Origin of the sequence: Streptomyces sp. GD-15H, assembly GCF_045291515.1 — a bacterium.
Taxonomy (GTDB): Bacteria; Actinomycetota; Actinomycetes; order Streptomycetales; family Streptomycetaceae; genus Streptomyces.
In genome coordinates this window covers 960,862-973,188 of record NZ_CP149447.1, presented here as the reverse complement: position 1 = coordinate 973,188, position 12,327 = coordinate 960,862, and the positions used below count along the sequence as shown (strand labels likewise).

14 protein-coding genes and 1 pseudogene are annotated in these 12,327 nt (G+C 72.1%); 6 read left to right on the top strand and 9 right to left on the bottom strand.

Annotated features, from left to right (window positions below; all coding sequences use genetic code 11):
* Positions 1–195 precede the first annotated feature (195 nt).
* Entirely contained in the window at positions 196–684 is a 489-nt protein-coding gene (locus WJ438_RS04805; protein WP_406724104.1) for an Asp23/Gls24 family envelope stress response protein, read from the bottom strand.
* A 537-nt stretch (positions 685–1,221) separates the two neighbouring features.
* Positions 1,222–1,506, bottom strand: a complete 285-nt coding sequence (locus WJ438_RS04800; protein ID WP_406724103.1) for a WhiB family transcriptional regulator — start codon at positions 1,504–1,506, stop codon at positions 1,222–1,224.
* 107 nt (positions 1,507–1,613) lie between these two features.
* On the opposite strand from WJ438_RS04800, the gene WJ438_RS04795 reads away from it, so the two are divergent.
* The gene (locus WJ438_RS04795; protein ID WP_406724102.1) at positions 1,614–1,874 is read left to right on the top strand and encodes a hypothetical protein; all 261 of its coding nucleotides are present in this window, start codon (positions 1,614–1,616) and stop codon (positions 1,872–1,874) included.
* A 152-nt stretch (positions 1,875–2,026) separates the two neighbouring features.
* Here WJ438_RS04795 and WJ438_RS04790 read toward each other — a convergent pair whose 3' ends face one another.
* A complete protein-coding gene (locus WJ438_RS04790; RefSeq protein ID WP_406729588.1) occupies positions 2,027–2,224 on the bottom strand; it encodes a DUF397 domain-containing protein in 198 nt (65 codons plus the stop codon).
* Positions 2,225–2,543: 319 nt separating this feature from the next.
* Here WJ438_RS04790 and WJ438_RS04785 point away from each other — a divergent pair.
* Positions 2,544–2,684 (top strand): annotated as a pseudogene (locus WJ438_RS04785) (multicopper oxidase domain-containing protein); the annotation flags it as partial.
* A 63-nt stretch (positions 2,685–2,747) separates the two neighbouring features.
* Here the strand turns inward: WJ438_RS04785 and WJ438_RS04780 are convergent.
* A complete protein-coding gene (locus WJ438_RS04780) occupies positions 2,748–4,304 on the bottom strand; it encodes an MFS transporter (protein ID WP_406724101.1) in 1,557 nt (518 codons plus the stop codon).
* A gap of 179 nt (positions 4,305–4,483) precedes the next feature.
* Here WJ438_RS04780 and WJ438_RS04775 point away from each other — a divergent pair, with 179 nt between their 5' ends.
* Together WJ438_RS04775 and WJ438_RS04770 are read left to right on the top strand one after the other, a co-directional pair.
* The gene (locus WJ438_RS04775; RefSeq protein WP_406724100.1) at positions 4,484–4,834 is read left to right on the top strand and encodes a VOC family protein; all 351 of its coding nucleotides are present in this window, start codon (positions 4,484–4,486) and stop codon (positions 4,832–4,834) included.
* A 193-nt stretch (positions 4,835–5,027) separates the two neighbouring features.
* On the top strand, positions 5,028–6,038 hold the full coding sequence (locus WJ438_RS04770) for a methyltransferase domain-containing protein (RefSeq protein WP_406724099.1): 1,011 nt from the start codon (positions 5,028–5,030) through the stop codon (positions 6,036–6,038).
* 76 nt (positions 6,039–6,114) lie between these two features.
* On the opposite strand, the gene WJ438_RS04765 is transcribed toward WJ438_RS04770, so the two are convergent.
* The 4 genes from WJ438_RS04765 to WJ438_RS04750 are packed head-to-tail and all read right to left on the bottom strand — an operon-like array spanning position 6,115 to position 8,989.
* Entirely contained in the window at positions 6,115–6,996 is an 882-nt protein-coding gene (locus WJ438_RS04765) for an alpha/beta fold hydrolase (protein WP_406724098.1), read from the bottom strand.
* Positions 6,997–7,029: 33 nt separating this feature from the next.
* Entirely contained in the window at positions 7,030–7,308 is a 279-nt protein-coding gene (locus tag WJ438_RS04760) for a hypothetical protein (protein ID WP_406724097.1), read from the bottom strand.
* A gap of 26 nt (positions 7,309–7,334) precedes the next feature.
* Entirely contained in the window at positions 7,335–7,676 is a 342-nt protein-coding gene (locus WJ438_RS04755) for a hypothetical protein (RefSeq protein WP_406724096.1), read from the bottom strand.
* Positions 7,574–8,989: an AMP-binding protein gene (locus WJ438_RS04750; protein ID WP_406724095.1), complete on the bottom strand. Its 1,416-nt coding sequence runs from the start codon at positions 8,987–8,989 to the stop codon at positions 7,574–7,576. The genes WJ438_RS04755 and WJ438_RS04750 overlap by 103 nt, the downstream gene beginning before the upstream one ends.
* Positions 8,990–9,209: 220 nt before the next feature.
* On the opposite strand from WJ438_RS04750, the gene WJ438_RS04745 reads away from it, so the two are divergent.
* Both WJ438_RS04745 and WJ438_RS04740 read left to right on the top strand, forming a co-directional pair.
* Positions 9,210–10,835: a (2,3-dihydroxybenzoyl)adenylate synthase gene (locus WJ438_RS04745; protein WP_406724094.1), complete on the top strand. Its 1,626-nt coding sequence runs from the start codon at positions 9,210–9,212 to the stop codon at positions 10,833–10,835.
* 13 nt (positions 10,836–10,848) lie between these two features.
* A complete protein-coding gene (locus tag WJ438_RS04740; RefSeq protein ID WP_406724093.1) occupies positions 10,849–11,568 on the top strand; it encodes a 4'-phosphopantetheinyl transferase in 720 nt (239 codons plus the stop codon).
* On the opposite strand, the gene WJ438_RS04735 is transcribed toward WJ438_RS04740, so the two are convergent.
* Complete coding sequence (locus tag WJ438_RS04735) at positions 11,545–12,327, bottom strand: thioesterase II family protein (RefSeq protein ID WP_406724092.1); 783 nt, start codon at positions 12,325–12,327, stop codon at positions 11,545–11,547. The genes WJ438_RS04740 and WJ438_RS04735 overlap by 24 nt on opposite strands.

Below are 12,327 nucleotides of genomic sequence, written 5' to 3'. Positions count from 1 at the left end.
CGGTCGGCGTGGAGCGAACGCGGTGCCGCCTCTACCGGATGCACTCGATGCGGTGTGCCCCGGTCGTCCGTGGGCCAGGCGGGACGCGGACCGCCGGGCGGCCCGGCCAGAGCGGTTCCGGCCGCCCACGCGGGTGCTCCGGAGCCGGTCAAGGTGTGTCCACCACTGGTTCTCCGGTCGGCCCTGGACGTTCGGTCACGCCACTCGCCTCTCGCCCTGCTCCGACTCCTCCTCGTCCGGCAGGTGAACGTCGTTCACCGAGATGTTCACCTCCACGACTTCCAGGCCGGTCATCCGTTCCACCGCGTTGATGACGTTGGTGCGCACGTCCCCGGCCGTGTCCGTGATCGAAGCGCCGTACTCGACGACCACTTGCAGATCGACAGCGGCCTGGCGCTCCCCGACCTCCACACTCACTCCCTGGGTGACGCCGCTTCCCCCGCCGGGCACGCGCTCGCGCATCGCCCCGAACGCCCTGGCCATTCCGCCCCCCAGGTGGTGGATCTCGGGAATCTCGCGGACGGCCATGCCCGCGATCTTCGCTACGACACCGTCCGCCACGATGGTGTTCCCCCGCTCCCCCGGAGGGATGTCGGCGCCCCTGCGCCCCTGCCGTGTCGTCTCCTGCTCGTCCCGGGACTTCGCCTTCGTGGTGGTTTCGGTGCGATTCATGCTCTCCGTCATGACGGTCACCTCGCGATCGTCGGTGCGGGCTCGCTGGGCGTTGTTCCTTGTCAATTTTAGTTCGAAGTGGCATATGGGGCCGGAGCCGACAAGTCGGATTCATCGAGGTCCGGCCCTGAGGCATGGGAGCCGAAGAGTGCCCGGACAACTCCTCGGCCATGCCGCTGCACGGGAAAATGCTCTCGGCACGGGACGACCGGGCTCGGCACTCGCCGGACGCCGTGTCCATGCGCACGGACAGGTGGGCCGTCTCCGCCAGTTGTGCGGGAGCCCCCACGCCGCGAGGGCCGCGACCGTGATCGCGTGGAGCGCGATGAGAAGGGTGCCCTCGACGCCCGGCCCCGCGGCCGGTTCCGCCTCGAGGGGGTGGCGTGCGGCCAGAGGCTTGCCCCGCAAGAGCATCACCGGGACCCGCGGGTAGCCGGTGTCCGCGATCAGCGCGTCGGCGTCCGCCGGCACCGCGGCGGCACGTGCCTCCCGGCCGTGTCCCACCGCCTTCTCGTGGGCGCTCCGCGGACAGCGGACCACGCCGAGTGCTCAGTCGAACAGCTCCCGACGGATGACGCGACGCTGCGCGGCGGTGGTCGCACCCCAGATGCCGGCGTCCTCCCCCTGCTCGACGGCCCACCGGCGGCAGGCGAGCAGGACGCGGCAGCGACGGCAGACCGCACGGGCGCGAGCAACCTGGGGCTCGCTGTCCCGCTCGGTCAGAGGGAAGAACAGCTCGGGATCCTCGCCCACGCATGCGGCATCGCGGATCCATCCGGGTGCGGCGGGGAACAGGTCAGCGCTGAAGCGAGAAGGCCGACAGTCGTACGGCACGGCACACCTCCGCCAGATGCCGGCTGAGCCGACAGGTGGCTGCGACACGGGCGTGCCGCAGGCCCGGCAGGGGTCGCGCTTCCCACTGTAAGCCCGCTACGCCCGGTATGCCCGGGCGTCGGGCCGTACCGGCGACGCCTCGGCGCGGCCACGCCCGGGACGGGCATGAGCACGGTGGGCGACATGGCCTGCTCCGCCACGCCGCCGACAACCTGGGCCTGAAGGAGGCCTACGGCATGGTCGGCGCCGACAACACCGTCAGCCTGGCCATGGCCCGCCGACTGGGCTTCCGGCACGTGCGCGACGTGGTCGGCGACGACGGCACCGTGACCAAGATGGTGGTGATCTCCACGACGGACCCCGACTGACACCGGAGCCGGTCCGGAATGCCACGGCGCCGTCCCACACCCTCTCCCGAGGGACGGGCGTGGCCTGCCGGTCCCTCTCCCGGTCGTGGCCGGATCCGGGAGGGCATGCGGGCCTCGTGGGACGGCCGGTGCCGTGGCTTCGGGCGAGCAGGTCAGACCCGGTCCCGCCCGAGGTCCGCGACGAACCCGGACCATGCGCGCCGCGTGAACGCGAGCCGGGGGCCACCGCGTTCCTTGGAGTCCCGTACGCGTATGGCGGTCGTGCCGGCGGCGACTTCCACGCATTCGCCGCCGTCCCCGCCACACGCCGGACACCCCGTCTCCGGGAACAGGCACGTGGCCAGGACCAGGTAGAGCACACCCGGGAGGGCAGGTCCCGCAGCCGTGCCCGGACTCCTCCCGCCGCGCGCAGGGCTTCGTCGACCATCTTGAACGCAATGAGCCGGGTGAGTTCACCGAGGTGGCCGGGCGCGAACCGTCCCCCGGCCACGCTGACGGCACGGGTGAGGACAGATCGGGTGCCCAACGGAGTTCCTGCACTTCAGCGATCTCGGCCGACGCTGTTCTGACAGGGACTCCGTTGCCTGTAGCAGCCCGCCTTGACACCACCACTCAGCCGCACACGTCACGGCCTCGGGGTGAGCCCCTTCGGGAGCGGCGACGGCAGCTGACGCACCTGACGGCCGGTTCAAGTACCACTGCCCTCTGCTGGAGCACGAGGACATGGGAATGATGCGGCCCTTCGTCGTGATGCCGCGTGAGGTGCTGAAGTTCGACCACGCCGCCGGGCACGGACACGGGGATCACTGAGCCTGCCCCGCTCGCCTCAGTGATGGCCGGGGCCGCCCTCGAGGGCGGCCCCGGCCATCGCGGCTACGCGGAAGCGGAAGGCTGCTGGCTGTTGTCGGTGGACAGGTCCTGATGCTTGATGCGCAGCCCGAGGACGACCAGGACGGCCACACCGAGCAGCATCAGGCCGACCACCAGGAAGGCCCGCGTGGCGCCCTCGGTGAACGCGATCTCGTACAGCCGGTCCTGTGCGGCCTCCGCGTCGGCGCCCTTCGGCGGCGGCGACTGCTGCGCCCGGGCCTGCAGCTCCTGCTGCTTGTCGAGCATCTCGCGTACCCACACCGTCGACAGCACCGCGATGCCCAGGGCACCACCCACCTGCTGCATGGAGTTCAGCACCGCCGAGGTGACCCCCTGGTCCCGATGCCCGACGCCGTACAGCGCCGTCAGGGTCAGCGGGATGAACAGCAGCGCGAAGCCGCAGGCCGCGACGAACATCGGCGGGAACAGGTGCGTCCAGTAGGTCGAGTCGGCCTCGAGCCTCGAGAACCAGTACATCCCCGCGGCCCCGAGGACCGCGCCGCTGCCCGCGACCCAGCGTGGGTCGAAGCGCGAGACGAGGCTCGAGGAGAGCTGCGACGCCACCATCATGAAGAGGGCGAAGGGCAGGAACGCCACGCCCGTCTGCAGCGCGGAGTAGTCCATGACGTCCTGCGCGTACTGGCTGAGGAACAGGAAGAAGGCGTACATCGCCGCCGCCACGATCAGCATGGCCAGGTAGCTGACTCCGCGCGTGCGGTCGCGCAGGATCCGCAGCGGCAGCAGCGGGTCCAGCGGACGCTGCTCGGCGACGATGAACGCGCCGAGGAACAGCACCCCCACACCGATGGCGAGCAGTGTCTCGGCCTCCGACCAGCGGCTGCCGCCGCTGGTCTCGTCGCCGCCCGCGTGCGTGAAGCCGTACACCAGTGCGGCCAGGCCGACCGTCGCGGTGATCGCGCCCAGCAGGTCGAACGAACCCCGCTTCGGCTGGGATTCGACGAGGTACCAGGTCGCCAGCAGCGCCACCGCCACCCCGATCGGGACGTTGATGAAGAACGTCAGCCGCCAGGACAGTTCCGTCAGCACGCCGCCCAGCAGCAGCCCGACCGCCGAACCCAGCCCGGACATCGCCGCGTAGACACCCATCGCGCGGTTGCGCTGTGGCCCGGCCGGGAACGTCGTGGTGATCAGCGCGAGCGCGGCGGGCGATGCCATCGCGGCGCCGAGGCCCTGCAGCGCCCTCGAAATGATCATCCACTCGGGGCCGACGGCCACGCCGCCGAGCAGCGACGCGGCCGCGAACACCGCGGAGCCGAGGATGAAGATGCGCCGCCTGCCCAGCAGATCGCCGAGCCGCCCGCCGAGCAGCAGCAGTCCGCCGAAGGCCAGCGAGTACGACGTCAGCACCCAGGAGAGGCTCTCCGGGGAGAACCCGAGGTCGTTGCGCAACCGCGGCAGCGCGATGGTGACGATGGTCGCGTCGAGCACGACCATCAGCTGCACTGTGCTGATCAGCACGAGCGCCATGCCGGGGTGCCGGGGACCGTGATCCTGGGCAGCCGGCTGGTCCTCGCTCCGCTGGGTCGCTTCGTCGTGCACGAGAGCCCCTTTCACGTCCTGGAAGCGGGCATGGTGGACGGATCGGCCACTGTCAGCCGACGTCTTGGCCGCGGGTACCGCTCGGCGACCGTAGCCCTTTGCGGCCGGCCGCCGTACGCCGGTGAAAGAGTGCCGACAGAGCTTCTCCGGCACGCGTCGGCGTGCGCTTAGTCTGTGGTATGGCTGTGCGACGCGTGATGTCCGTTCTTTCGGTGACCGACCTAGGCGCCGCCGTCGATGTCTATACGCGGACGATGGGCATGGAAGTCGTCATGGACCACGGCTGGATCGCCATCCTGGCCTCGCCGGAGCATCCGAACGCCCAGCTCGGCCTGATCACCAAGGACCGCACCGGGCCGGTCAACATGGACGCTTCGATCGAGGTCGACGATGTCGACGCCGTCTGTGAAACGGTCCGGGAGGCCGGGATGGAGATCATCCACGAGCTCCACGACGAGGACTGGGGCGTGCGTCGGTTCTTCTGCCGGGACCGGGACGGCAACGTCATCAACGTGCTCGCCCATCTCTGAAACACCGCCCGACCGGTACGACCAGAGGAGGCAGCCCTGCCGGCCACCGTTCCGCCCCACCGCCCGCGTCCGTCGCCAGGCCTGGCCGTCCCGGCCGCAACACCGGCCCGGCACCCGGCCCATCCCAGCGGGCCCGGACGCCCGCAGCTTCTCGATCCGGTTCTTCGGCGCCGGGCTGGCCGCAGCCGAGCTGATGACCTGCTACCTCGGGCTGGAGATCGGCGCCTACCAGGCGCTGGCCGACGCCGGCCCCGCGACGCCCGCCGAACTCGCGGACCGCGCCGGCCTTGACGAGCGCATGATCCGGGAGTGGCTGGAGCAGCAGGCGAGCGCGGGCATCCTGCGCGTCGACGATCCCGCCCGGCCGCCGGGCGAGCGGCGCTTCGAGCTGCCGCCGGAACACGCCGAGGCGCTGCTCGACGCCGACAGCCCGAACTACATCGCACCCCTGGTGGTGATGCCCCTCGGCGGTATGGCGGCGGTACTGCCGCAGCTCGTGGCGGCGTACACCGACCGCGTCGGCCTGCCCCAGAGCGTCTACGGCGAGGCCATGCGCGGCGGTCGGCGGGACCTCAACCGCGCGGTCTTCCGTGACCACCTGCCGGACTGGATCGTCCGGCACCTGCCGGACGTCGAAGCACGGCTGCACCTCCCGGGGGCCGCGATCACGGACATCGGGTGCGGCGCCGGTCTCTCCACGCTCGCGCTGGCCCGCATGTTCCCCCAGGCCGAGGTGCACGGCGTGGACCGCGACGACGACGCCCTGGCCGAGGCCTGTGAGAACCTCACCGCGAGCGGTCTCGGCGACCGCGTGCGCTTCAGCAACCAGGACGCGGCCGAGTCCGGACTCGCGGGCGGCAGCCTGCTCGTCTGCGTCTTCGACGCCCTGCACGACATGGCGCGGCCGGTCGAGGTGCTGCGCGGCTGCCGGGAGCTCCTGGCCCCGGGCGGTGCCGTCCTGCTGATGGAGCCCGCGGTGGCGGAGCGGTTCAGCACCGAGCCCGCCGACAGCGAGCGCTTCCATTACGCGGTCAGCGTGCTGCACTGCCTGCCGATCGGCATGAGCGAGACCCCCTCGGCGGCGACCGGCACGGTGATGCGCCCCGACACCGTGCGCGCGTACGCACGCGAGGCGGGGCTGGAAACCGATGTGATCGACGTGGGGCACCTTTTCTACCGGCTGTACCGGCTGCGGCCGGCCTGAACGGCCGTACCGGCCGGGCGGACAGCGGGAGCCGGGCCGCCCCTTGTCGTGGGCGGCCCGGCTCCCGGTTCTCGTCTCAGCCCGCCGGCGTCTCCCCGGCCGCCGCCCGGTCGCGCATACGGGCGGTGCCGCGTGGTGTGCCCACCTTGCCGCTGCGCAGATACTCCCCGACCAGGTTGTTGACCTCGGTCGGCTTCTCCAGCAGGGACGCGTGGCCGCTGTTGCGGATCTCGGTGTACTCGGCCGTCGGGATCAGCGCGGCCAGCTCACGCGCGAAGTGCCGCGGTGCCACGATGTCGTGCTCCATGCCCACGATGAGCAGCGGCACCCGCACCTTCGCGACCTCCGCCTCCGAGGGGCGGAACCGTCGGGCCGCCTCCGCATGCCCGATCGCGCCGTGGCCACCGGATTCCGCCCACCCCTGCAGTCCCTCCAGGAACGGCGCGATGAACGCGTCGCGGTTGAGCGCCCGAGGGCCGAACAGATACATCGCCCGGTAGACGCCCTCCAGCAGCGCCGGGATCTGCTGGTCCGACTTCAGCCGCGTCACGGCCTCGGCCTGGATGGCCTCCTGCAGCTTGCTGGCCTTCCACGGCACGCCGATGAGGGCCGCGCGCCCGATCAGGTCGGGCCGCTTCATGGCGAACTCAAGGAGGATCATGGCGCCCACGGAGTAGCCGATGTAGGCGCATTTTCCGAGCCCCAGCGCCTCGTTGAGCGCGGCCAGGTCCTCGCCGAGCAGTTCGACGGTGTACGGGGGCGGGGTCTCCTCCGAGGGCGCGACGCCGCGCAGGTCGAAGGTCACGACGCGGTAGCCCGCCTTCGTCAGATGTGGCACCTGCACGTCCTCGAACAGCGACGCCTGATGCTGCCCGGGTACGAGCACGACGACCGGCCCGTCCTCAGGTCCGTAGACGTCGTAGCTCAAGGTGACGTCGGTCGGCAGTTTGATCTTCATGCGTTTCCCTTCGGCGTTCCCTCCGGCGCGGCCTCAGGAGGAGATGAGTTCGTCCTGCTCGTCGAGCTGTCCTATGACGTACGCCAAGACCTGCTCGGTGGTCTGGATGCCCCGCCCGGTCTCTTCGTCGATGGGCGGCAGGTCGAAGTCGTCCTCGATCGCGAAGGCCAGCTCCAGCAGAGCCAGCGAGTGGAAGCCGAGGTCGTTGACCAGGTGCAGGTCCTTCGCCGGGTCGAACCGGTCCGGTTCGGGCGAGAGCTGCTCGATGATCCCGAGCACCGTCTCGCGGACGTCCTCCACCGCGTAGCGCATCCGCGTTCTCCCGTTCTCGACGTTGGTCAGGCCGGCTGTGCAGGCCGGTTGCGCAGCGTGAGCCACAGCTCCCGGCGCCTGCTCTTGCCGCTGGTGGTGCGAGGGATGGTGCCCCGGGGCACCCGGACGACCTCGCGCTCGACGCCCGGACAGGTGGTGCTCAGCACCCGGTCGGCGATCTCGGCGCACTCCGCGTCGAGGTCCTCGAGGACGGCGTACGCATGGGCCTGCGCGTCATCCTGTCCGAGCGCCACGCAGGTGCGGTTCAGGTCCAGGCCGGCGCGGCCGAGCAGCAGCTCGACGTCCTCGGCGAACAGATGGCGGGCGTTGACCTTGATGCAGTCGCCGAGCCGGCCGATGACATACACTTCGCCGCTGAGCTCGAAGGCCACATCGCGGGTGCGCAGCCGGCCGCCCTCGAAGGTGGTCCCGGCCGCGGAAGCGTCGTCCAGGTAGCCGTCGGCGAGCGAGGTCCCGGTGACCTCGATCTCACCGAGGTGCCCTGGCGGTACGGGCCGGCGGCGTCGTCGACCAAGCAGACGTCCAGGCCGGTCAGCGGGCGCCCGCAGCTGATCACGTCGATGGCGTCGGCGTCGTGCGTACCGCCGCCGGCGGCGGTACGCACGGGTGCGCCGACGGCCAGCTCGCGGCGCCGGATCCGGACGCTGGACGGCTGCCGGTCGATGGGCACGCCGGTCACCGCGAGGGTGCTCTCGGCGAGGCCGTAGGCGGGTGTGAGCGAGCCCGGGGCGAGGCCGTGGCCCGCCAGCAGGCCGGTGAAGGACCGTACGAGGACCGGGTCGATCCGCTCGGCGCCGACGATCACGGCACGCCAGCCGGAGAAGTCCATACCGTCCAGCTGACCGGGCCGGATCCGGTCGACGATGCGCTGCAGCCCGAAGGCGGGTGTCGCGGTGATGGACGCGCCGCCGCGGTCGAAGCGGCGCAGATACGCCAGCGGGTGGCGAACGAACGTCTCGGGCGTGCACACGGCGAGGTCGTTGTTGCCGCCCGACACCGGGACCACCATGCAGCCGATCAGTCCCATGTCGTGGTGCATCGGCAGCCAGGAACACCAGGCGTCGTCGTCCGTGGCGCGCTCCCACACCCGGATCGCCGCCGTGTTGGCGGCCAGCGCGTCGTGGGAGACGCGCACGCCGCGTGGGCGGCCGGAGCTGCCCGAGGTGAACTGGACCAGCGCGAGCTCCGCGGGGCCGCGCCGCGCGGGATCGGCCGCCGCCAGTTCGTCGGTCTTCAGCAGCCGCACCGAGCGGTGGGCCGCGAAGCCGGGCTCGCCGACCACCTCGCGCGCATAGCGCTCATGGCTCGCGTCGACCACGAGCACCTCGGCGTCGAGAACGTCGAGCACCTCCCGGATGCGCTCGCGATGCGCATCGCCCGACATACGGGTGGGCGGAGCGAGCACGGATACGACGCAGCCGGCCGCCTGGATGCCGTAGAAGCCGGCGATCAGCTCGGGACCGGTGCTGCACAGCAGAGGCACGACCGTACGGGCCCGGACGCGGCCCACGACCAGGCCCCCGGCCATGCCCAGGGCGCGCGCGGCGATCTCGGGATACGGGGTGCGCTCGGCCGACTCGGCGTCGAAGAGCTCCACGCCGGCACTCGTGCGCGGCCGATCCAGCCAGTCCAGCGGATGCTCCGGGCCGGTGCCGGTCATGAATTCCCCTCGATCGTCGGACGGGACGGCCGCCCGCACGCCGACGGGCCGGTCAACAGGACAGTAGGTGACGCGCAGATGCCGCCGGCCGTCTCTTTCATGGCTCTGTTGTCGCGCGGCCGGGGCCGTGCGAACTCCCCGAAACTGGCGGCAGCCTTGCCGTCGCGCGACGCGCGGAAGCCGCCGCGAGCGCAACCACGCCGCCCAGCGGAGGATGCCGATGACCGACACGACCGCGATGACCGAAGCGTTCACGCCCTGGCCCGAGGAGGACGCCGACCGCTACCGGCGGGCGGGCCTGTGGCGCGGAGTCCCGCTCGGCGACGCCCTCACCGCCGCGGCCGGCACGGCCCCGGACGCGATCGCCGGGGTCGACCGCCGCAGGCGGATCACGCACGGCCAGGTGCGTGCCGAAGCCGATGAGATCGCCCGCGGGCTGCTCGCCCTCGGCCTGCGTCCGGGCGATCGCGTGCTGGTGCAACTGCCCAACGTCGTCGAGTTCCTGACGGTGACCGTCGCGCTGCTGCGGTCCGGCATCATCCCCGTACTCGCGCTGCCGGGCCATCGCCGTAGCGAGGCCGACCATCTCGCGGCGGCATCCGGGGCGGTCGCCTATATGACGGTCGACCGCTTCCAGGGCTTCGACTACCGCACCCTCGCCCGCCACCTGCTGCGGAGCCGGCCGGACCTCCGCTGCGTGATCAGCGGCGACGCACAAGAGCTGACCTCCCTCGACACGGTCCGCGCCGCCGGGGCGGAGGCGCCCGCCCGCCGCCTGCCCGAGGTGGACCCGTCGAGTGTGGCCCTGCTGCTGCTCTCCGGGGGAAGCACCGGCAAGCCCAAGCTGATTCCGCGCACCCACGACGACTACGCGTACAACATCCGCGGCTGCGCCGAGGCCCTCCGCTTCACCCCCGACTCCGTCTACCTCGCCGCCAACCCGGCCGCCCACAACGCGGCCCTCGGCTGTCCCGGCGTGTGGGGGGCGCTGATGGTGGGCGGCAAGGCGGTGTTCGCGGCCAGCCCGTCGCCCGACGAAGTCTTCGGGCTGATCGAACGGGAGGGCGTCACACACACCACCGTGGTGCCCGCGGTAGCCGCGCTGTGGTCGGCCGCGAGCGCCAAGCGACGCGTCGACATGAGTAACGTCCTGCTGCAGGTGGGCAGTTCGAAGTTCGACGCCGACGCGGCCGACCGCACCTGGCGCGCGCTGGGCTGCCGGATCAGCAACTGGTTCGGCATCGGCGAGGGGCTGCTGACCTACACCAGGCTCGACGACCCCGAGGAGATCATCCACGGTACGGAGGGCCGGCCGCTGTCGGAGCACGACGAGGTGCGCATCGTCGACGAGGGGCTGCGCGACCTGCCGCCCGGTGAGGTCGGCGAGCTCCTCACCCGCGGCCCGTACACCATCCGCGGGTACTGGAACGCCCCGGAGGCCAATCGGACCGCGTTCACCGCCGACGGTTTCTTCCGCACCGGGGACCTTGCGCGGCTGACCCCTGAAGGCAACGTGGTCATCGCCGGGAGAGTGAAGGACATCATCAACCGCGGCGGCGAGAAGGTGTCGGCCGAGGAGGTCGAGCAGCACCTGCGCAGCCACGACGCCATCAGCGACGCGGCCGTGGTGGGCCGGCCCGACGCCGGGCTCGGCGAGGCCTCCGTGGCCTACGTCGTGCCGAAGGGCGACGGAGGAGTGAATCTGGTCGGACTCAAGCGCTACCTGTCGGGCAGGGGTCTGGCCGTCTTCAAGCTGCCCGACGACCTGCGGCTGGTGGCCGAGCTGCCGCGGACCCCGGTCGGCAAGATCGACAAGGCCGCCCTGCGGGCGGACGCGGACGGCTGAGCCACGGCCGCGCGTGATCGAGGAGCTGGTACGGCCGGAGGTCGCCGCGCGTGACGTCTTCGGGGACGTGGCCGCCCATCGGCTCTTCGCCGCCGAGCGTGCGCTCGTCGAGGGCGCCGTCGAGGAGCGGGTACGGGAGTTCACCACGGTCCGCTGGGCCGCCGCGCAGTGCCTGCGGCGCCTGCGGCGACCGCAGGCGCCGCTGCTCCCCGGGCCGTTCGGCGCGCCGCGCTGGCCGGACGGGCTGGTCGGGAGCCTGACGCACTGCCGCGGTTACCGGGCCGCCGTGGTCGCGCCCGCATCGGCCGCGTCCGGGCTCGGCGTCGACGCCGAGCCGCACGCGGCCCTGAGCCCCGGTGTGCTGCGGCGCACCGCGTCGGCGGGGGAACTGCGGCACCTCGCGGAGCTGCGGGCCGCCCACCCCGCTGTCCACTGGGACCGGCTGCTGTTCTGCGCCAAAGAGGCGTTCTACAAGGTGTGGTCGCCCGCTGTGGGCGGCCCGCTGGGCTTCGGCGACGCCGAAGTCGCCTTCGGCGCGGGACCCGTGGACGGCCGCGGCGGCCGTTTCGTCGTGCGGCTGACCGGAGCGGCGCGCGGACGGTCCGAGAAGCACGCCGGCTTCCCCGCTCTGCGCGGGCGGTGGGTGGCGCGGCGCGGCATCCTGGTCGCCGCCATCGCGGCGGCTGCGGACGAGCTGCCGGACGGCGGCTCACCGCGTGCGCGGGGGCGCTGACCTGTCCGCCGCCGCATGCGTGGCGGTCTGCTCGCCGAGCCAGCCGACGACCGCGCCCTCGCCGTCGCCGCGCAGATAGAAGTGATCGCCGGGGAACGTCGCCACCGCGAACGGGCCGGTGGTCACCGCACGCCACGCCTCCGCGTCGTCCAGGCCGACCTCGGGGTCGCGGTCGCCGAAGCAGATCGTCACCGGCAGGTCCAGGTCGGTGCCGAGCGCGGGTTCGTACGTCCCGATCAGCCGGTAGTCGGCGCGGAGCGACGGCAGCGCCACGGCCCGTATCTCCGGCATCGCCAGCAGACGGGAGTCCGTGCCGCCCAGGGCGCAGACGTCGGCCCACAGCCGGTCGTCGTCGAGGTACTTGTTGTCGGGCCGCTGGCGTGCCGGGCCGGGGCGGCCGGAGACGATCAGTTGTCCGGGGCGCGCCCCGTCGGCGGCGGTGAGCCGGCGGGTCACCTCGTGGGCCACGGAGGCGCCCATGCTGTGCCCGAAGTACCAGACCGGCTTGTCGTCGAGCTGCTCCAGCACCTTGGCCAGGGCCTCGGCCAACTCGTCCATCGAGCCGCACGGTTGCTCGCGGCTGCGGTCCTCGCGCCCCGGGTACTGCACGATCAGCGCCTCGACGTGCTCCGGCAGCGCGCGGGCGAGCGGCCGGTAGAAGCTGGCCGAGCCGCCGGCGTGAGGGAAGAACACCACCCTGAGGGCGGCGTCGGCACGCGGCGCGAAGGCCCGCAGCCACGTATTGAAGACCACCGTCAT